The organism is Pannonibacter sp. CBAS1226, from assembly GCF_055685825.1.
This window is the reverse complement of sequence record NZ_JBVOUO010000007.1, coordinates 44,083-62,906: the sequence shown is the minus strand read 5'-3', so window position 1 is coordinate 62,906 and position 18,824 is coordinate 44,083. Positions and strand designations below refer to the sequence as shown.

Below are 18,824 nucleotides of genomic sequence, written 5' to 3'. Positions count from 1 at the left end.
CGGTATGCCGCAGCTGCGCTGTCACGTTTCTCCAGTCTGCTGATCGGTGCTGTCCTCCAGACCGTAATCCTTCAGCTTTCTGTACAGCGTCGAGCGTCCAATTCCTAGCCGTTTCGCGACTTCTGTCATCCGCCCGCCATAGTGGCTGATGGCCGTACGGATCATTTCCTCCTCCACAGCCGTCAGGCTGCGCAGATGACCGCCATCGTCAAGACTGCGGAGGAACCCATAGGGGGAGCTTGTGGCAGCTTGATGATGAGGCGGCACAGCCTGGCCGCCCTGTGGGGAACTTGTGGAAAACGCCGCCGCCGCGCTTGTGGCCGGCGAAGAGCTCGCGCTCACGCTGACAGGCGCTGCCTTTAGTTCCGGCACGGGCAGGGGATGATCGAGCGCTGCTGCCACCTGCGGGAAATCCTCAGGCACGAGCTGGTCGCCATCGCACAGCACCACGGCGCGGAAGATGGTGTTTTCCAGCTGGCGGATGTTGCCGGGCCAGGTATAGGCCTGCAGCAGGGCCAGCGCTTCGGCCGAGATGCCGCGCACCTGCGGCTTGCCTTCCTCGGCTGCAAAGCGCGCGAGGAAATGGCGGGCGAGTGCCGGAATGTCCTCGATGCGGTCGCGCAGCGGCGGGATCCAGATCGGAAAGACGTTGAGCCGGTAATAAAGGTCCTCGCGGAAGCCGCCTTCCTTCACCAGATCCAGCAAGCGCCGGTTGGTGGCGGAGATGAGGCGGAAGTCCACCTTCACGGGGCGGCGGGCGCCGATGGGGTCGATCTCCCCTTCCTGCAGCGCGCGCAGGAGCTTGACCTGCACCTCCATGGGCAACTCGCCCACTTCATCCAGGAAAAGGGTGCCGCCATGGGCTTCCTGAAACTTGCCGACATGCTTGTCGACCGCGCCGGTGAAGGCGCCTTTCTCGTGGCCGAAGAGGATCGATTCCACCAGATTGTCCGGAATGGCGCCGCAGTTCACGGTGATGAAAGGGCGGGACTTGCGGTCGCTGGTGCCCTGGATGGCGCGGGCGATCAGTTCCTTGCCGACGCCGCTCTCTCCTTCGATCAGGATCGGGATGTTGGACGAGGCGGCCCGCTGGCCAAGGCGCAGCACGCGCTCCATGGCGGCCGAGCGGGTGATGATCTCGTTGAAGGTCAGCGTGCCGGACGCGCGCTTGTGCAGGCGGGTGATTTCGCTTTCGAGTGCCGAGACCTTCATCAGGTTGCGGATGGAGACCTCCAGCCGCTCGGCCGACACCGGCTTGACGACGAAATCCTGCGCGCCCGCATTCATGGCATTGACGACCGTGTCGATGCCGCCGTGGGCGGTCTGCATGATCACCGGCACGGCAATCTTCTGGGCCCGCATCTGGCGCAGGGCGCCAAGGCCGTCCAGCTCCGGCATCACCATGTCCATGACGACTAGGTCGATATCCGCGCCTTCCACGCCGGTCATGATCTTCAGCGCTTCAGCGCCGTTCTCGGCCAGCTTCACCTTGTAACCAAAGCGGGTGATGGCCTCCTGCAACAGGCGGCGCTGGATCGGGTCGTCATCAACAACGAGGATGCGTCCGCTGGCTGCTACCATTTTACGTCCCGGCCTTACCTGTCTCAATTCGGGCCATCATTCGCAGCCGCAAGTAAACAAATCGTCCATAATCATGGCGCCATTCGATAGAATGATGATTGCTTGTGACGGGGTTTGCGCCCTAATTTCAACAAGCACAGACTTGCAGACATGTCTTTGACGCATCGCACGGATGCAACCGGAGGATTTATGAAGGGTATTGAAGCCGCCAGCTCCCACGCAACCGCAACAGGGCTGGGCGACTTGCCGGAATGGGATCTCACAGACCTCTATCCGGCACCGGACGCGCCGCAGGTTCAGGCCGATCTGGCCGCAGCCCTCGAGCGCTCCCGCCAGTTCGAAGGCGCTTACAAGGGGCATCTGGCAAGGCTTGCCGCCGAAGACAGGGACGGGCTCCTTGCTGCGATTCAGTCCTTTGAGGATCTGGAAGACCTGCTCGGCAAGCTGATTTCCTTCGCGGGCCTCGTTTATGCCGGCAACACCACCGATCCGGCCCGGCAGAAATTCTATGGCGACGTGCAGGAAAAGATCACCTCGGCCAGCTCGCACCTTCTGTTCTTCACGCTGGAGATCAACTCCATCGAGGATGCGGTGATCGAAGCGGCGCTGGAGGATTCCGGCCTGAAACACTACCGTCCCTGGTTCGAGGATCTGCGCAAGGAAAAGCCGTTCCAGCTGGAAGACCGGGTGGAGCAGCTGTTCCACGAGAAGTCCGTCACCGGGCGCGGCGCCTGGAACCGGCTGTTTGACGAAACGATCGCCTCGCTTCGCTTCACCGTTGGCGGCGAAAGCCTTGGCATCGAGCAGGTGCTGAACCTGTTGCAGGACGCTGATCCGGCACGGCGCAAGGCAGCCTCTGATGCGCTGGCCGAAACCTTCAAGGCGAACCTGCGGGTCTTCACGCTGATTACCAACACGCTGGCCAAGGACAAGGAAATCTCCGACCGCTGGCGCAAGTTCGAGGACATTGCCGACAGCCGGCACCTGGCCAACCGGGTGGAACGCGAGGTGGTGGATGCCATGGTTGCCGCCGTGCGCGATGCCTATCCGCGCCTGTCGCACCGCTATTATGCGCTGAAAGCCCGTTGGCTCGGCATGGACAAGCTGAACCACTGGGACCGGAATGCACCGCTGCCGAAGGCGGACAACCGGGTCATCCCCTGGAGCGAGGCCCGCGATACGGTGCTGGCCGCTTACGCCGGTTTCTCGCCGGAGATGGCGGAAATCGCGCAGCGCTTCTTCGACAAGGGCTGGATCGATGCGCCTGCACGCGACGGCAAGGCGCCGGGTGCCTTTGCCCATCCCACCGTGCCGAGCGCGCATCCCTATGTGCTGGTCAATTACCTTGGCAAGACGCGGGACGTGATGACGCTGGCCCATGAACTGGGTCATGGCGTGCATCAGGTGCTCGCTGCCCCCAACGGCCCGCTGATGGCACCGACGCCGCTGACGCTGGCCGAGACGGCGAGCGTCTTCGGCGAGATGCTGACCTTCCGCTCGCTGCTGGACAAGGCCGGGGACAAGCGCACCCGCAAGATCATGCTGGCCTCCAAGGCAGAGGATATGATCAACACGGTGGTGCGGCAGATCGCCTTCTACAGCTTCGAGCGCCGCATCCATGCCGAGCGGCGCAACGGCGAGCTGACGGCGGAGCGCATCGGCGAGATCTGGATGGATGTTCAGCGCGAGAGCCTTGGACCCGCAATCCATCTGGGTGAGGGCTACGAGACCTTCTGGACCTATATCCCGCACTTCATCCATTCGCCCTTCTATGTGTACGCCTATGCCTTCGGCGACTGCCTCGTGAATTCGCTCTATGCGGTCTATGAGGAAGCCGAGGCTGGGTTCCAGCAGAAGTATTTTGATCTGCTGAAGGCCGGTGGCACCAAGCATCATTCGGAGCTGCTGGCGCCCTTCGGGCTTGATGCCGGCGATCCGGGCTTCTGGAAGAAGGGCCTGTCGGTGATCGAGCGCATCATCGACGAGCTGGAGGCGATGGAAGACTGAGGTCCGGTTTTCCATTGATAAAATGAGGAGAGGGGATGTTCCGTTACACGCCTTATGACGGGTCGAAACGTCCCTTCTCCATTGGCCTGGAACCGGTGCCGCAGGAGCGCTGGTTTGATCCGGACGAGCGCTTTGCCGAACAGCTGGCGCGCAAGCGTGAGCTGATGGCCACCGTGCCGGATCTGGTGTTCCATGGCGAGCCGGAGACTTTGGCCGCGCAGGCGGAAGCCTTCGCACTCATGGCCGCGCATCTGCCTGTGGCGCATCCGGATCTCTACCGGGCTGATGGCGGCGGTATTGCCTTGGCCGCGGATGGCACGGCCTTTCATCTGCAGGACAATGAGCCGCCGCTTCTGACCATCAGCGGTGCCGTGCAGGAAGATCTCGTCCTCATGCGCAAGGGGGAGGGTGGCTGGCGGCTGGCTGCGGCTTCGCTCTGTTTTCCGTCCTCCTGGTCGCTGGCCGCCAAGGCGTCGCGGCCGATGGCGCAGATCCATGAACATGTGCCGGGCTATGCCGGGCGCATGGGCCAGACGGTGGACCGCATCTTCGACAATCTGAAGCCCGGCCAGCTGGTGGCGCGGCTCAACTGGTCGGTCTATGACAGTCCGGAGCTGCATCACCCCCGGCCCAAGCAGATGTCGCCGCAAATGGCGGAAGGCGAGGGGGCGATGCTGGCGGGCGCCTTCATCCGGGTGGAGCGGCAGACGCTCTCACGGCTGCCGGATAGCGGCGATCTGCTGTTTACCATCAAGATCCATCACGATCCCTTGCGCCTGCTGGCCGCGCAGCCCCGGGCGCGGGAATTGGCCGCAGGGCTGGCGGAGCAGCTTGGCAGCCTTGATGAGGCGCAATTGCGCTACAAGGGCCTGACGCTGCACCGCGACCAGCTTGCCGCAGATCTCGCCAGCCTTGTCTGATGACTGCCGGCAATGTGACTTGCTGAACGGAGCCAGCGTCCCATATGGGAGCAGGACAAGAGTTCAGCATGTCAGGAAGCCTTGATGTCCGCAGGTAATGACAGGGAAGCCAACCGGTTTTCGGCCCGCGTTGGCCGCTATGCCCGCGTGGGCACCAATGTGGGCGGCGTTGCCGCCAAGCTGGCGGGGGCGAAGCTTTTCGGTCTTGCGGCGGACAACAGGAAGGATGCCGAGAGCCTTGCCGCCGCGCTGGGCGGTCTGAAGGGGCCGCTGATGAAGGTGGCGCAGCTTCTCTCCACCATCCCCGATCTGCTGCCACCCGAATATGCTGCCGAACTTGCCAAGCTGCAGGCCAATGCCCCGCCGATGGGCTGGGCCTTCGTCAAGCGCCGCATGCGCGCCGAATTGGGGGCGGATTGGGAGCAGCGCTTTGCCATTTTCGAGAAGGAGCCTGCGGCGGCGGCATCGCTGGGTCAGGTGCACCGGGCCGAGGCGCAGGACGGCCGCGCTCTGGCCTGCAAGCTGCAATATCCGGACATGGCTTCTGCCGTAGAGGCGGACCTGAGCCAGCTTTCCATGCTCTTCTCCCTGCACCGGCGCATGCAGTCGGCCATTGACACCCGTGAGATCGCCAAGGAAATCGGCGAGCGGCTGCGTGAGGAGCTGGATTACCAGCGCGAGGCGCAGCAGATGGCCGTCTACCGCGCCATCTTCAGGGATGAGCCGCGCATCCGCGTGCCCGAAGTGGTGCCGGAACTCTCGACCAATCGCCTGCTGACCATGGGCTGGCTGGAGGGTGGGCCGCTGCTGTCCTGGAAGGACGCGGATCTGGAAACGCGTAACCGGCTGGCTTCCACCATGTTCCATGCCTGGTGGCATCCTTTCAGCCATTTCGGTGTCATCCATGGCGATCCTCACCTTGGCAATTACACCGTGTTTCAGGAGAACGGCGAGGCGGCGGGCATCAACCTGCTTGATTACGGCTGCATCCGCATCTTCCCGCCCGGTTTTGTCGAAGGGGTGGTGGATCTCTATCTGGGGCTCCTGCATGAGGATGAGGCGCGGGTCGTCTCTGCCTATGAACGCTGGGGCTTCAAGGGGCTGACGCGGGAGCTGATCGATGTGCTGAACATCTGGGCCCGTTTCATTTATGGCCCGCTCTTGAGCGACCGGGTGCGCTCCATCGCTGACGGGGTGAGCCCGGCCGAATATGGCCGCAAGGAAGCCTTCCGCGTGCAGCAATCCCTGAAGAAGCTTGGGCCAGTCACCGTGCCGCGCGAGTTCGTCTTCATGGACCGCGCCGCCATCGGCCTTGGCGGTGTGTTCCTGCATCTGCGTGCCGAGCTGAATTTCTTCCGCCTGTTCAACGAACAGATCGACGGTTTCAAGGTGGAGACGGTCGCTGCCCGTCAATCTGCGGCACTGGAAAGCGCGGGGCTTGTGGCGGGAGGGTGAATTCTTGCGTCTGCAGAAGTGGCGAGGAGGGCCAAGCTTGGGGGCTCCGGGTCGCCCCGGCCAAGCGAAGCGCGAGCCGGGGACTACTCGCTTGCAGAGAGAGGCCGCCGTCTCCAAAGGTCCGGCAGGTACCTGCACCATCCATTCGAGCAGGAGCCCAATCAGCTCCGCTCTGGAAACGAGTGGTCCCCGGATCTCCGCTTCGCTGCGTCCGGGGCGACACCTCAGTCTTTCTGGCCGCTCCACTGCGCTTTACCCACAGCGAGTAAAAATGCCATTTCTGCGCAAAGCCCCCGCCCCTTCAAACTCACATCTTTGCACCTCGGGGCTTGACTGGCGGCGCCGGTCGTGAGAGCGATGCGGGCAGAAAAGGATGACCGGAACCGGGGGAATCTGATGTCCAACTCCACTTCTTCTTCTTCCATGGATTACGCCGAGCACGAGCGGACCTACGAAGGCTTCATCAACGCCTCGAAGATCGGGACGATCTCGGTCCTGTCCATCGTGGTGACGCTGCTCATGTTTGCTTTTGGCGGCACGGCTGCGCTGGTTCTTGGCTGGATCATGCTGATCGCCAATCTGGTGACCGTCGGCATCGGCTTCGCCCTTGGCGAAAAGGGCTGGATCCCGCCCGCCGCCGTCTTCGCCCTGACGTGCATTCTGGCGATCCTGACCGTCTGATCCATCCTTCTCGGGATACGGCAAGGCCCGCAGCCCATGCTGCGGGCTTTGTCATTTCGGTGGAATGCTGCTGGAAAACCTTCACCGTCGTCATCCCGGCTCGCGCTGCGCTTAGCCGGGATGACGAAGGAGAGGTGCCGGGCTAGGAAACAGCCTGCGCCCACTCTGCGGGCTTTGTCATGTCCGGGTGGCGCTGTCCGCGGCTTTTTCTTGCAAATGCGCATGCGCCGCGCCATACGCTCTGGCATGGACCAGAGCCAGCCGCTTCCCTTTGATTACACGCCGCCGCAAGGCCCCCTGCAGATCCTGTTTCAGGACCGGGACGTGCTTGTCGTGGTCAAGCCGCACGGGCTTTTGAGTGTCACCGGCAAGGGTGAGGGGCGCGATGACAGCCTTGCCACCCGCGTGTCGCGGATGGTGCGCGGGGCGCGGATCGTCCACCGGCTCGATCTCGACACCTCCGGCATCATGGTCATGGGCCTGAACGCGGAAGCGCACCGGCAGCTTTCCATGCAGTTCGAGCGGCGCGAGACGGACAAGGCCTATGTGGCGCTGGTCCATGGCCATGTCGAAGGGGAGGCTGGGGAAGTGAACCTGCCGCTCATCGTCGACTGGCCGAACCGGCCGAAGCAGAAGATCTGTTTCGAGGAAGGCCGTCCTTCGGTGACCCAGTGGCGCAATGGCGGCATTGAGGGGGAATTTACCCGTATGCTGCTGACGCCCATCACGGGCCGCTCGCATCAGCTGCGGGTGCATATGCTCAGCCTCGGCCATCCCATCATCGGCGACAGCCTTTATGCGCATGAGGAAGCCCGCAAGGCGTCCCCGCGTCTGGCGCTGCATGCGCAGATGCTGGAGTTCACCCATCCGGTGACGGGCGAACGCATGCGGTTCGAGGCGCCTGCGCCGTTCTGAGAGCTAGAGTTAGCGGGAAGCCTGCTGCTGGGCGCGCTGGGCGCGGCCCAGGCCTTCACGGGCAAGATCGTTGGTGCTGTCGAGGCCGAGGGCGCGGTTGTAGCTGCGCACCGCGTCGGTATATTTGCCCTGCATTTCCAGCGCCACACCGCGCCCGGCCCAGGCCATGGCGGAGTTCTTGTCGAGGTTGACCGCATCGGACAGATCCGACAGGGCCGCCGCCGGATCGTTGATCTTCAGATAGGAAATGCCGCGGGCGGTATAGGGCTCTTCCGCCTTGGGGTTCAGCACGATGGCGGTCGAGAAGTCCTCGATGGCGAAGGTGTGCTGGCCCTGTGCCTGATAGATCAGGCCACGGTTGTGGAAGGCCCGGGCGTCATAGGAGTTGCGGCGGATCGCCTCGTCAAAGTCGCGCAGGGCCTCATTGTAGCGGCCCATCAGACGGTAGGTGTTGCCGCGGCCGATAAGCGCGGTGTCATAGGCCGGGTTGATGCGCAGCGCCCGGTCATAATCGGCGATGGCATTGGGCATGTTGCCCCGGCGGCGCTCGACAAGCGCACGGTTGGCGAAGGCCTGATAGGAGTTGGGGTCCAGATTCAGCGCGGTGTTGAAATCTTCCATCGCCTTGTCGAGGCGGCCGGCCTGGCCATAGGCGATGCCGCGCGTGTTATAGGCGCTGGCGTCCCGCGGGTTGGACTGGATCACTGCCGTCAGTGAATCGATGTTGGCGCTGGACCCTGCCGCCCGGTCAATGGGCACATTGCTGTAGATGTCCGAGGTCTGGCAGGCCGCCAGCGCGAGGCAGAGTGCCGCAGCACCCGTCAGCCGCGCTGCCAGCTTGATACTGGTCCGGGGAAGAATGCCTGCAAAAACGCCCATCCGAATCATCCGTCCTGATACAGAGGCCTCATGGAGGCTTCACCCTGCCGTCTTAAACACGCTTTGACAATGCCGGCCGTGCCGCCCGTTTGCCGTAGCGGTCTCAAGGCTTGCAGGCAACATAAAAAGACCGGCCGGAAATCCAGCCGGTCTTTTCAGAATCTTTAAGGCATAGCCCTCTCGCGCGCTGCACGCCTGGCCAGTGTTTCACCAGCTTCCAGAGCGTGAGCTTTCAGTGCGTGGCGCGGCCGGGAACCAGGCCCTCGCGCTGCGCGCGCTTGCGCGCAAGCTTGCGGGCGCGGCGGACAGCTTCAGCCTTCTCGCGCGCCTTCTTCACGGAAGGCTTCTCGTAGTGGCCGCGAAGCTTCATCTCGCGGAATACGCCTTCACGCTGCAACTTTTTCTTCAGCGCACGAAGCGCCTGATCAACATTGTTGTCGCGAACCAGAACCTGCACGCGTCTGACCCTATCGTTCCACATCCCGCCAGAGGCAGGAGTGCTGTAGACATGATGTTTAGAAAGCAAGGCCTGTGGCGCGCCCCGGCCTGAAAGGCCTGTTCTCGCAGCCACCACCGCTCACTGGCGCGCGTGTTATCAGAATTTGGCCGCAATGTCCACTCTGCTTGCGCTCTGCGCCTGCGAAAGCGCCAGCCTGGTCCCGTTGCGGCAGAACTGGTTGTGCGGCGGGTGTGCCAGTATTGCGGGTGGACAGGGGCTGCCAAAGGGTCTACCTCTTTCTGCCCATCAAACAGGCATGCCCTCCATGCCGGTGGGGAGTTCCTTCATTGCACCGCCCCCGCATGCCATTGATCTGACGGGAGACGTGCCTGCCGCGCTTTCCGGAGCCTGTCATGCAGACCTCACCCCCGAATGCCCCTGCCGCTCTTCCGGCGAAGAGCCTCTGGCTCAGTGATATCCGCCCGACGCTGGTGCTGGGCCTGCCACTGGCCGGTGCCCAGCTGGCACAGATGGCCATCAACACCACCGACGTGATCATGGTGGGCTGGCTTGGTGCCGTCGAGCTTGGCGCCGTGGTTCTGGCGCAGAATGTCTATATCCTGTTCTGGATGTTCGGCATGGGCGTCTGCCAGGCCATCGTGCCGCTGGCAGCGGCCGCGCGCGGGCGCAAAGATGCCCGCGCCATGCGCCGTTCCGTCCGCATGGGGCTGTGGATCGTGGCCTGCTACTGCGGGCCGGTGTGGCTGCTCCTGTGGTTCAGCGAGGATATCCTCCTGATTCTGGGGCAGGAACCGCAGATTTCTGCAGCCGCCGGGGCCTATGTCCGGGTGATGCAGTGGTCGCTGTTCCCCGCGCTTGCGGTCATGGCGCTGCGCTCCTTCCTGACGGTCACCGGCCTGACGCAGATGGTGCTCTGGGTCACGGTGCTTTCCGCCTTCCTCAACGGCGGTCTCAACTATCTGCTGATTTTCGGCAATTTCGGCTTCCCAAGGCTGGAGCTGGTGGGGGCGGCCATTGCCTCGGTCCTGACGTCCAGCTTCGGCTTCCTGCTGCTCGTGGTTTATGTCACGCGGCACCGCCGTCTGCGCCGCTTTGCCATTTTCGGACGGATCTGGCGGCCGGACTGGCCGGATTTCTTCACGATCATCAAGGTCGGTACACCCATCGGCGCGACCATCGTGGCCGAAGGCCTCCTGTTCTCCGGATCGACACTGATGATGGGCTGGCTGGGAACGGTTTCCCTTGCAGCCCATGGCATCGCCCTGCAACTGGCGGCCATCACCTTCATGATCCCGCTGGGCATCAGCCAGGCGGGCATGAGCCGCATCGGCATCGCCGCCGGTCAGCGGGACCGGTCCGCGGTTGCCCGGGCCGGCTGGGTCACGCTCGGCCTTGCGCTCGTCTCCATGGGCTGCGCTGCCATCACCTTCTGGACGATTCCGGAGTTTCTGGTCGGCCTGTTCCTCGACAGCGGCCATCCGGATACGCCGCCGGTTCTGGCGCTGGCTGCGGTGTTCCTCGGTGTGGCTGCCATCTTCCAGCTGGCCGATGGGGCGCAGGTGGCGGCAGGCAGCATCCTGCGCGGGCTGGGGGACACGATGGTGCCCTTCTTGCTGGCGCTTGCCGGTTACATCGCCGTCGGCATGACCACGGCTTACGTGCTTGCCTTTGTTATCGGGCTGGGCGGTGTGGGCATCTGGTGGGGCCTTGCCGTTGGCCTTGCCTTCACCGCTGTTCTCGCCATCTGGCGCTTCTCCCAGCGCGAGCGGCTGGGGCTGGTGTCCAGAGGCTGATTCAAGCCCGCGTGGCGTGTGAGCCTTTTCAAGGCGTGATGCGTCAGCAGAGCAGGCCTTGGTGCTACGAAACGGAAAAGGCCCGGCGGAGCGTTTCCACCGGGCCTTTTGATTCATGCCGCCAGCGGGATGTCAGCCACCTGCCTTCGGGCGGATGCGGTTGACGTGGCCCATCTTGCGCCCCAGCCGGATTTCGGCCTTGCCGTAGAGATGCAGCCGCGCGCCGGGCTCTGCAAGGACAGCGGCCCAGCCTTCGGCATCGGCGCCGATCAGGTTCTCCATCACCACATCACTGTGGCGCGCCGGATTGCCCAGCGGCCAGCCTGCAACGGCGCGCATGTGCTGCTCGAACTGGGACACGAGGCAGGCGTCCTGCGTCCAGTGGCCGGAGTTGTGCACGCGCGGGGCGATTTCGTTGACCAGAAGGTCCTCGTCCGCACCGGAGCCGGTGACGAACATTTCCACGCCGGTCACGCCTACGTAGCCGAGACTATCGACCACGCGCCGGGCAATTTCCAAGGCCTTTGCCGCCGTGGCCGGTGTGACACTAGCCGGAACGGTGGAGGTCTTGAGGATGTGATGCTCGTGGTGGTTCTCGGTGATGTCGTAGCAGGCGATGTCACCATTGATGCCGCGTGCGGCGACGACAGAGACTTCACGTGTGAAGGGGATGAGCTGTTCCAGCACCAGATCCTTGCCGCCAAGTTTCGCCAGCGCATCGGCTGCGGTGGCGCGGTCGCGGATCATCGCCTGGCCCTTGCCGTCATAACCGAAGCGGCGGGTCTTCAGGACGCCCTGGCCGCCGAAGCGGTCGAGCGCGGCGTTCAGATCCGCAAGGCTGTCAATGGTGGCATAGCCGGCAAGGGCAATGCCTGCGCCGGAGAGAAAGTCCTTCTCGCTCAGCCGGTCCTGCGACACGGCAAGGGCGCGCGGCCCGGGGCGGACGGGGACGAAGGAGGCAAGATGCGCCGCCGTTGGGCCGGGCACATTCTCGAACTCGTAGGTCACCACATCGACGCTGCGGGCAAAGGCCTCCAGCGCTGCGCTATCCTCATAGGCGGCCTGCGTGTGTGCTGCCGCGACCTCGAAGGCGGGGCTTCCGGCTTCCGGGCAATAGATATGGCTCTTCAGGCCAAGGCTGGCACCGGCAAGGGCGAGCATGCGGCCCAGCTGACCGCCGCCGAGAATGCCGATGGTGCTGCCGGGCTTGAGGATACGGCCGTCGTCAGGAAACTGGCTCATCCGGGGTCAGGCCTCGTCGCTCGGGAAATCGGCAACGGAAGCCGTCTGTTCGGCGCGGTAGCTGTCGAGCCGGCCGGCGAGCCCGTCATCGGTGAGGGCAAGGACGGAGGCGGCGAGCAGGGCGGCGTTGACGGCACCGGCGCGGCCAATCGCCAGCGTGCCGACGGGAATGCCTGCCGGCATCTGCACGATGGACAGGAGGCTGTCTTCACCTTTCAGGGTGCGCGATTCGATCGGCACGCCGAACACCGGCAGCGGCGTAAGTGCGGCGGTCATGCCGGGCAGATGGGCGGCCCCGCCGGCGCCTGCGATGATGACCTTGACCCCATTTCCGCGGGCGGCCCTGGCGAAGTCGAACATGCGCTCGGGCGTGCGGTGGGCGGAGACGATGCGGGCCTCATAGGCGACCCCCAGACGGTCAAGCGTATCTGCGGCGTGTTTCATGGTCGGCCAGTCGGACTGGCTGCCCATGATGATTGCGACCGGTGCGGGCCCGTTTGCCATGCTGTCTCCTTATACCAAGTCTCTGAGATGCTGGCGCATCAAGCCTTGAGAAGGCGCGGATTATAGGCACGGCAAGGCGTGGCGCAAGGCCGCAAGGGCCTGCGATCCGGCATTTTTCAGCCCCTGAGGATCAGGCGATGATATCCGGGAAAAGCTGGTCTTCCAGAATGGCGATCCGGTCGCGGATCATCAGTTTCTTCTTTTTCAGGCGCTGCAGCTGCAGGGCATCTGCGCTGCCGGTGCCGGCAAGGGCCTGAATGGCGGTATCAAGGTCACGGTGCTCCTGGCGCAGCTGCGCCAGCTCAACTCGCACGGCCTGTTCATTAGCTTCCGGCATCGCTCTCCCCAGACACAATACACGCCGGGCTCAAGTGCTCTGATCCTGGCACAAGTGCTCCCCGGCCCATCGCGCCTTGCAACTCCAATCGCGGTGGAGAAACCGTACACCGCTGCCTGCGTTTCTGCGAGCCAAATTTGCACCGGGTGGTCCCAACACATTGTGGGCGTGGACAAATTCCGGTTTTATGGTGCGGTGCAATAGAATAGAATCCCTCTATTATTCTTGTGATTTTAATTCTTACGTAAGTGTAGTTTTTATTTTGCACTGCACTATGCGCCAGATGCAGAGCGGGTCCCATGAAATGCATTCGACAAGCCGGCAAAATGTGTGGCAACATCTGTCTGTCTGAGCCAACAGGACAAGGAGCACTATCCATGTCAATGCAGTCGCATCTTGCAGAACTGGAGCGCCGCCACGCAGCCCTCGACGAAGAGATCGAAACGGCCCTGCGGCACCCGAGCGTCGACACGCTCGAACTGGCCGAGATGAAGCGCAAGAAGCTCAAGCTCAAGGAAGAGATCTTTAAAATCCAGTCGAAAGCCACGATGCACTGAGGTCTGGTCTGACCTGAAGCAACTGTGACGTGACAGGAAGCATGAGCTGGCGGGGCTTCCGCCAGCTGCCAACTGGGACCGAAGCGCCAAACGGCTGAAGCGGAACCCGCAGAAACACAAAATCAGAAAACACGAAAAACCCCCGGCCAGTCAGGTCCGGGGGTTTTTTGATGCTTGCAAGATCTGCAGTGCTGGGGCTCAGGAGCCCAGGAAGCCTGCGAACTTGTTCTTGAAGCGCGAGACGCGGCCGCCACGGTCCATGATCTGACGGTCACCACCGGTCCAGGCCGGGTGGGAGGTCGGATCGATGTCGAGGGTGAGCGTGTCACCTTCCTTGCCGTAGGTCGAACGGGTCATGTATTCCGTGCCATCGGTCATCACGACCTTGATGCCGTGGTAATCGGGATGGATGTTCGCTTTCATCGCCGGTCCTTTCCAGCACCTGCCCACACACCCGTGAGGGCGTTCCGGCGAGATGCAAGTCCTGAAATTTGAGCCAGCGAACGTCTTCCGCACGCGTGACCCTTGAAACATGAGGCGCTGCTATATCTCAAGACGGCAGGCAAGACAAGGGCAGGCAAACGCTTGCAGGCGCCTTTTTCCGCTTGGAATTGCCGCTGCCATGGGCCAAGTGATGGCAGGACAGGTTGACAGAGCTGACGGGCAGGCAAATGAGCGGGCAGTTTGACGGCGCAAGAGACGCAAATACGGCAATGCAGGGCGCTGAAGACGAGGCTGAAGCACGCCGCCGCTCACTGCGGCCGCTGGCGCAGCTTCTCCCCTATGTGCTGCGTTACCGCTGGATGGTTGCCGGGGCGATGGCGGCGCTGTTTGCGGCGGCCTCCGTCACGCTGGTTCTGCCTGTGGCCGTGCGGCGGATGATCGACAACGGCTTCACTGCAGGCGATCCGGCGCTGGTCAACTCCTACTTCCTGATGCTGATCGGCGTCGCGGCGGCCCTCGCTCTTGCCAGTTCCTGCCGGTATTTCCTCGTCATGTGGATCGGCGAGCGCATCGTTGCCGATGTGCGGGCGGATGTCTTTGCCCATCTGACGGCGCTTAGCCCGGCCTTCTATGACAGCGCCCGCTCGGGTGAGATCCTGTCGCGGCTGACGGCGGACACCACCCAGATCAAGTCCGCCTTCGGTGCCAGCGCCTCCATCGCCATGCGCAATCTGGTGATGTTCATCGGTGCCGTGTCGCTGATGGTCTTCACCAGCCCGCGCCTGTCCGTCATCGTGCTGGCCGCCATTCCGGTGATCGTGCTGCCCCTGATCGGTTTCGGCCGCTCGGTGCGCAAGCGCTCGCGCCGGGCGCAGGACACGCTGGCCGGTGCTTCCGCCTTTGCCTCGGAAATGCTGGGCGCCATCCGGGCGCTGCAGGCCTTCACCAGCGAAAGCGTTGCGGCAGGCAAGTTCCGCAAGGCGGTGGAAGAGGCGTTTGGCGCAGCGCGCAGCGCCATGGGCGCAAGGGCGGTTCTCACCGGCTTTGCCATCTTCATCATCGCCTCCAGCGTGGTGGCGGTCTTGTGGATTGGCGCGGGGGACGTGTTCGAGGGCCGGATGACCGGCGGAGAACTCGGCCAGTTCCTGCTCTATTCAATCCTTGCCGCCGGGGCTTTGGGCGAGCTGTCGCAGGTCTGGGGCGAGATTTCGCAGGCTGCGGGCGCTGCCGAGCGGCTGGGCGAGATCCTGCGCATCGAGCCGGTGATCAAGGCCCCTGCCCATCCCAAGCCCCTGCCAAGCCCGGCGCGCGGCGAAGTGAGCTTTGACGGCGTCAGCTTCGCCTATGGCCACACCGGCGGCGGGCCCGTGGTGCGGGAGGTGACCCTTGATGTGAAGGCGGGCGAAACGGTCGCCATCGTCGGGCCGTCGGGGGCAGGCAAGTCGACGCTCTTCCACCTGCTGATGCGTTTCTATGACCCGGTGGCCGGCCAGGTGCGCCTTGATGGCGTTGACCTGCGCGATGTCAGCCCGCAGGCCCTGCGCTCCCGCATCGCGCTGGTGCCGCAGGACACGGTGGTGTTTGGCACGACGGCGGCGGAAAACATCGCCTATGGCCGCCCGGGTGCCTCGCTGGAGGAAATCCACGCGGCCGCCCGCGCCGCCCGTGCCCATGACTTCATCTCCGCCATGCCGCAGGGCTATGACACGGTAATCGGCGAGCGCGGCGTGACGCTCTCCGGCGGTCAGCGCCAGCGCATTGCCATCGCCCGTGCCATCCTCAAGGACGCGCCTGTGCTGCTGCTGGACGAGGCGACAAGCGCGCTGGATGCGGAAAGCGAGGTGCAGGTGCAGAAGGCGCTGGAGCAGCTGATGCAGGGCCGCACCACGCTGGTCATCGCCCACCGCCTTGCCACCGTGCTGAAGGCGGACCGGATCATCGTCATGGAAGAGGGCCGCATCGTGGAGATGGGCCGACATGCGGATCTCGTTGCCGAAGGCGGCCTCTATGCCCGCCTCGCCCGCCTCCAGTTCGACGCCAGCCGCGAGGATGCGCTGGCCGGTGCCTGAAAAAGCTGCGGCGGCGCGTTCAGGGAACGGCCGCCGCTTGTTGTGTCCGAATGCGGGAGCGCTCAGTCGCCGTCCGGAACGGCGACCGTGTAGTTGAGCGGCATGCGGCCGCCGTCCACGTAGAGCGTCTGGCCGGTCATGTAGGATGCGTCGTCCGAGGCCAGGAAGGCGGCAACAGAGGCGATTTCCGAAGCTTCGCCGATCCGGCCGAGCGGCGTGCGCGACAGGATGCGGTTCTTTGCGGCCTTGTCGGAATTCACCGCTGCCAGCATGTCGGTCATGATCGAGCCGGGGCCGATGGCATTGACACGGATGCCGTAGGGCGCCAGCGAAAGCGCCGTGGCGCGGGTCAGCTGGGCAAGGCCACCCTTCGACACGCAGTAGGGGATCTGCGAGGGGATCGCCAGAACTGCGTTGATCGAGGACATGTTGATGATGCAGCCCGGCGTGCCGCCCGCCTCGACGCGCTCCACCATGTGGCGGGCAACGGCCTGCGACACCAGGAAAGAGCCCTTCAGATTGACCTGAATGACCCGGTCAAAATCGGCTTCCTCCAGATTGAGGAAATCGGTGCCGGCGACGATGCCCGCGTTATTGACCAGAATGTCGATGTCGCCGAAGGCATTCAGCGTTTCGGCGACCAGATTGCGCACGTCCAGCGCTTCGGCGACGTTGCAGTTGACATAGAGCACATCGCCCAGCGGCTTCAGCTCTTCGGCTGCGGCTTCGCCGGCCTCGTCGTCGATATCCGCGATGACGACCCTGGCGCCGTCGCTCAGAAAGCGCCGTGCAATGGCAAGACCGATACCGCGCGAGGCGCCGGTGACGATGGCAACCTTGTTGGTGAGGGACAAGGGAAAATCCTCGTTGTTGTGCAAGGGCGAACCGCCCGGGAGAGGGCCGTTCCGCGCGCAACAATAGGGCCTTGCGGTCAGCCTGTCGATGGCTGACCGCAAGGCCCTGTGTCTCAGGTTCTTGTCAGAACACCATATTCCCTGAGGGCCGTCTCGATCTCGTCAAGGATGGCCGGATCGTCGATCGTCGCGGGAATGCGGAACTCCTGCCCGTCAGCGATCTGCCGCATGGTGCCGCGCAGGATCTTGCCGGAGCGGGTCTTGGGCAGGCGGTCGACGGTGACGGCGATCTTGAAGGCAGCGACCGGGCCGATGACATCGCGCACGCGGCGGACAAGCTCCGTCTCCACCTCGTCATGCGGCCGGTTGACGCCTGCCTTCAGCACGACAAAGCCGCAGGGCAGCTGACCCTTGAGCTGATCATTGATGCCGATGACCGCGCATTCGGCCACATCCGGGTGTCCGGACAGCACTTCTTCCATGGCGCCCGTGGACAGGCGGTGCCCGGCCACGTTGATGATGTCGTCGGTGCGCGACATGATCGACAGATAGCCGTCCTCGTCGATGATGCCTGCGTCCGCCGTCTTGTAGTAGCCGGGGAACTCCTCGAGATAGGCGCTGCGGAAGCGGGCATCCGCGTTCCACAGGGTCGGCAGGCATCCGGGCGGCAGGGGCAGCTTGATGACGATGTTGCCCAGCGTGCCGCGCGGCACCGGGTGGCCTGCGTCATCCAGCACCTGCACGTCATAGCCGGGCATGGCCACCGTGGGCGAGCCGCGCTTGACGGGGAGAATGCCAAGGCCAACCGGATTGCCCGCAATGGCCCAGCCGGTCTCCGTCTGCCACCAGTGGTCGATCACCGGCACGCCGAGCTTTTCCTCCGCCCATTGCACCGTGTCCGGATCGGCGCGTTCACCGGCAAGGAACAGGGTGCGGAAGCCGCTGAGGTCATAATCCTCCATCAGCTTGCCGTAGGGGTCTTCCTTCTTGATGGCGCGGAAGGCGGTGGGTGCGGTGAAGAGCGCTGCCACCGAATGCTCCGAAATGACCCGCCAGAAGGCACCGGCATCGGGCGTGCCCACCGGCTTGCCCTCATAGACCAGCGTGGTGCAGCCCTGCAGTAGCGGGCCGTAGACAATGTAGGAATGGCCAACCACCCAGCCCACATCGGAGGCGGCCCAGAACACTTCGCCGGGCGCGATGCCATAAAGGTTGGACATGGACCATTTCAGCGCCACCATGTGGCCGCCGGTGTCGCGCACCACACCCTTGGGCTGGCCGGTGGTGCCGGACGTGTAAAGCACATAAAGCGGATCAGTGGCCTTCACCGGCACGCAAGGCACCTGACGGGCAGCCAGAAACGCGGCTTCCGTCAGGGCGCCGAAGTCGCGGTCGCGCTCCTGCGAAATCTCTGCGGCAAGCTGCGGGCGCTGGATGACGAGGCAGAACTCCGGCTTGTGCGCCGACTGGGCGATGGCCGCATCCACCAGCGGCTTGTAGGCAATCACGCGGCCGGGCTCGATGCCGCAGGAGGCGCAGATGATGGCCTTGGGCGCGGCGTCATCAATGCGGGTGGCCAGTTCATGGGCGGCAAAGCCGCCGAAGACCACGGAATGAATGACCCCCAGGCGCGCGCAGGCCAGCATGGCCATGGCTGCCTGGGGAATCATCGGCATGTAGAGAATGACGCGGTCGCCCTTGCCGATCCCATGGTCCTGCAGCACGGCTGCCATGGCCTGAACCTGGTCGAGCATTTCCTGATATGTATAGGCGGCCTGCGTCCGGGTGATGGGGCTGTCGTAAATCAGGGCTGTCTGTCCGGCACGGCCGCGGGCCACGTGCCGGTCGAGGCAGTTGTAGCAGGTGTTCGTCTCGGCCCCGGCGAACCAGCGGCCATAGGCGCCTTCCTGCGCATCGAAGACCTTGTCCCAGGGCCGGAACCAGTCGATCTCAGCCGCCGCCTGCGCCCAGAAGGCCTCCGGATCGCGTTTCCAGGCATCATAGGTTTCATGATAGCGGCTGGCGGCCATGGCTTGTCCTCCCAGACAGTTCGGCGGTTCCATCCCTTGCGGCCAGGGCAGGCTTGTGCCTTGCCGGGCCGCGTGGCGGAGAATGTCGCAGCTTGC

17 protein-coding genes are annotated in these 18,824 nt (G+C 63.9%); 8 read left to right on the top strand and 9 right to left on the bottom strand.

What is annotated here, in order from left to right:
• Window positions 1-21: 21 nt before the first annotated feature.
• A complete protein-coding gene (locus tag AC0CMF_RS18660) occupies window positions 22-1,581 on the bottom strand; it encodes a sigma-54-dependent transcriptional regulator (protein WP_374629484.1) in 1,560 nt (519 codons plus the stop codon).
• Between the two features lie 189 nt (window positions 1,582-1,770).
• On the opposite strand from AC0CMF_RS18660, the gene AC0CMF_RS18655 reads away from it, so the two are divergent.
• The 5 genes from AC0CMF_RS18655 (at window position 1,771) to AC0CMF_RS18635 (ending at window position 7,559) form a co-directional block, all read left to right on the top strand.
• Window positions 1,771-3,588, top strand: a complete 1,818-nt coding sequence (locus AC0CMF_RS18655; protein ID WP_374629483.1) for a M3 family oligoendopeptidase — start codon at window positions 1,771-1,773, stop codon at window positions 3,586-3,588.
• 35 nt (window positions 3,589-3,623) lie between these two features.
• Complete coding sequence (locus AC0CMF_RS18650) at window positions 3,624-4,508, top strand: heme-dependent oxidative N-demethylase family protein (protein ID WP_374629482.1); 885 nt, start codon at window positions 3,624-3,626, stop codon at window positions 4,506-4,508.
• A gap of 84 nt (window positions 4,509-4,592) precedes the next feature.
• Entirely contained in the window at window positions 4,593-5,963 is a 1,371-nt protein-coding gene (locus AC0CMF_RS18645; RefSeq protein ID WP_374629481.1) for an ABC1 kinase family protein, read from the top strand.
• 396 nt (window positions 5,964-6,359) lie between these two features.
• Entirely contained in the window at window positions 6,360-6,644 is a 285-nt protein-coding gene (locus tag AC0CMF_RS18640) for an aa3-type cytochrome c oxidase subunit IV (protein ID WP_050472553.1), read from the top strand.
• A 222-nt stretch (window positions 6,645-6,866) separates the two neighbouring features.
• Window positions 6,867-7,559 carry a pseudouridine synthase gene (locus tag AC0CMF_RS18635; protein WP_374629480.1) on the top strand — a complete coding sequence of 231 codons (693 nt, stop codon included), beginning with the start codon at window positions 6,867-6,869 and terminating at the stop codon, window positions 7,557-7,559.
• Window positions 7,560-7,568: 9 nt separating this feature from the next.
• Here AC0CMF_RS18635 and AC0CMF_RS18630 read toward each other — a convergent pair whose 3' ends face one another.
• Window positions 7,569-8,438: a tetratricopeptide repeat protein gene (locus AC0CMF_RS18630; protein ID WP_374629478.1), complete on the bottom strand. Its 870-nt coding sequence runs from the start codon at window positions 8,436-8,438 to the stop codon at window positions 7,569-7,571.
• Window positions 8,439-8,670: 232 nt separating this feature from the next.
• Window positions 8,671-8,895 carry a 30S ribosomal protein S21 gene (rpsU, locus tag AC0CMF_RS18625; protein ID WP_040678867.1) on the bottom strand — a complete coding sequence of 75 codons (225 nt, stop codon included), beginning with the start codon at window positions 8,893-8,895 and terminating at the stop codon, window positions 8,671-8,673.
• A 395-nt stretch (window positions 8,896-9,290) separates the two neighbouring features.
• Here rpsU and AC0CMF_RS18620 point away from each other — a divergent pair, with 395 nt between their 5' ends.
• Window positions 9,291-10,691, top strand: coding sequence for an MATE family efflux transporter (locus AC0CMF_RS18620; protein WP_472482414.1), 1,401 nt, complete (start codon window positions 9,291-9,293; stop codon window positions 10,689-10,691).
• 132 nt (window positions 10,692-10,823) lie between these two features.
• Here the strand turns inward: AC0CMF_RS18620 and AC0CMF_RS18615 are convergent, their stop codons facing one another.
• The 3 genes from AC0CMF_RS18615 to AC0CMF_RS18605 form a co-directional block, all read right to left on the bottom strand.
• Window positions 10,824-11,933, bottom strand: a complete 1,110-nt coding sequence (locus AC0CMF_RS18615) for a 5-(carboxyamino)imidazole ribonucleotide synthase (RefSeq protein ID WP_374629476.1) — start codon at window positions 11,931-11,933, stop codon at window positions 10,824-10,826.
• Between the two features lie 6 nt (window positions 11,934-11,939).
• The gene (gene purE, locus AC0CMF_RS18610; RefSeq protein ID WP_094463533.1) at window positions 11,940-12,437 is read right to left on the bottom strand and encodes a 5-(carboxyamino)imidazole ribonucleotide mutase; all 498 of its coding nucleotides are present in this window, start codon (window positions 12,435-12,437) and stop codon (window positions 11,940-11,942) included.
• A 130-nt stretch (window positions 12,438-12,567) separates the two neighbouring features.
• Window positions 12,568-12,774, bottom strand: coding sequence for a YdcH family protein (locus tag AC0CMF_RS18605; RefSeq protein ID WP_019965137.1), 207 nt, complete (start codon window positions 12,772-12,774; stop codon window positions 12,568-12,570).
• A 377-nt stretch (window positions 12,775-13,151) separates the two neighbouring features.
• On the opposite strand from AC0CMF_RS18605, the gene AC0CMF_RS18600 reads away from it, so the two are divergent.
• Entirely contained in the window at window positions 13,152-13,331 is a 180-nt protein-coding gene (locus AC0CMF_RS18600; protein ID WP_026355828.1) for a YdcH family protein, read from the top strand.
• 198 nt (window positions 13,332-13,529) lie between these two features.
• Here AC0CMF_RS18600 and rpmE read toward each other — a convergent pair whose 3' ends face one another.
• On the bottom strand, window positions 13,530-13,754 hold the full coding sequence (gene rpmE, locus AC0CMF_RS18595) for a 50S ribosomal protein L31 (RefSeq protein ID WP_019965135.1): 225 nt from the start codon (window positions 13,752-13,754) through the stop codon (window positions 13,530-13,532).
• Between the two features lie 248 nt (window positions 13,755-14,002).
• On the opposite strand from rpmE, the gene AC0CMF_RS18590 reads away from it, so the two are divergent.
• Window positions 14,003-15,844, top strand: coding sequence for an ABC transporter transmembrane domain-containing protein (locus tag AC0CMF_RS18590; protein ID WP_374629475.1), 1,842 nt, complete (start codon window positions 14,003-14,005; stop codon window positions 15,842-15,844).
• Between the two features lie 62 nt (window positions 15,845-15,906).
• Here the strand turns inward: AC0CMF_RS18590 and AC0CMF_RS18585 are convergent, their stop codons facing one another.
• Both AC0CMF_RS18585 and AC0CMF_RS18580 read right to left on the bottom strand, forming a co-directional pair.
• Complete coding sequence (locus AC0CMF_RS18585) at window positions 15,907-16,698, bottom strand: SDR family NAD(P)-dependent oxidoreductase (RefSeq protein ID WP_050472555.1); 792 nt, start codon at window positions 16,696-16,698, stop codon at window positions 15,907-15,909.
• Between the two features lie 113 nt (window positions 16,699-16,811).
• Window positions 16,812-18,728, bottom strand: a complete 1,917-nt coding sequence (locus tag AC0CMF_RS18580; RefSeq protein ID WP_374630418.1) for a propionyl-CoA synthetase — start codon at window positions 18,726-18,728, stop codon at window positions 16,812-16,814.
• Window positions 18,729-18,824: the final 96 nt, after the last annotated feature.

Bases quoted from the DNA above. Each gene is read 5' to 3' on its own strand.
- AC0CMF_RS18660 (WP_374629484.1), bottom strand. From the start codon at position 1,581: ATGGTAGCAGCCAGCGGACGCATCCTCGTTGTTGATGACGACCCGATC.
- AC0CMF_RS18655 (WP_374629483.1), top strand. From the start codon at position 1,771: ATGAAGGGTATTGAAGCCGCCAGCTCCCACGCAACCGCAACAGGGCTG.
- AC0CMF_RS18650 (WP_374629482.1), top strand. From the start codon at position 3,624: ATGTTCCGTTACACGCCTTATGACGGGTCGAAACGTCCCTTCTCCATT.
- AC0CMF_RS18645 (WP_374629481.1), top strand. From the start codon at position 4,593: ATGTCCGCAGGTAATGACAGGGAAGCCAACCGGTTTTCGGCCCGCGTT.
- AC0CMF_RS18640 (WP_050472553.1), top strand. From the start codon at position 6,360: ATGTCCAACTCCACTTCTTCTTCTTCCATGGATTACGCCGAGCACGAG.
- AC0CMF_RS18635 (WP_374629480.1), top strand. From the start codon at position 6,867: ATGCGCCGCGCCATACGCTCTGGCATGGACCAGAGCCAGCCGCTTCCC.
- AC0CMF_RS18630 (WP_374629478.1), bottom strand. From the start codon at position 8,438: ATGGGCGTTTTTGCAGGCATTCTTCCCCGGACCAGTATCAAGCTGGCA.
- AC0CMF_RS18620 (WP_472482414.1), top strand. From the start codon at position 9,291: ATGCAGACCTCACCCCCGAATGCCCCTGCCGCTCTTCCGGCGAAGAGC.
- AC0CMF_RS18615 (WP_374629476.1), bottom strand. From the start codon at position 11,933: ATGAGCCAGTTTCCTGACGACGGCCGTATCCTCAAGCCCGGCAGCACC.
- purE (WP_094463533.1), bottom strand. From the start codon at position 12,437: ATGGCAAACGGGCCCGCACCGGTCGCAATCATCATGGGCAGCCAGTCC.
- AC0CMF_RS18605 (WP_019965137.1), bottom strand. From the start codon at position 12,774: ATGCCGGAAGCTAATGAACAGGCCGTGCGAGTTGAGCTGGCGCAGCTG.
- AC0CMF_RS18600 (WP_026355828.1), top strand. From the start codon at position 13,152: ATGTCAATGCAGTCGCATCTTGCAGAACTGGAGCGCCGCCACGCAGCC.
- rpmE (WP_019965135.1), bottom strand. From the start codon at position 13,754: ATGAAAGCGAACATCCATCCCGATTACCACGGCATCAAGGTCGTGATG.
- AC0CMF_RS18590 (WP_374629475.1), top strand. From the start codon at position 14,003: ATGAGCGGGCAGTTTGACGGCGCAAGAGACGCAAATACGGCAATGCAG.
- AC0CMF_RS18580 (WP_374630418.1), bottom strand. From the start codon at position 18,728: ATGGCCGCCAGCCGCTATCATGAAACCTATGATGCCTGGAAACGCGAT.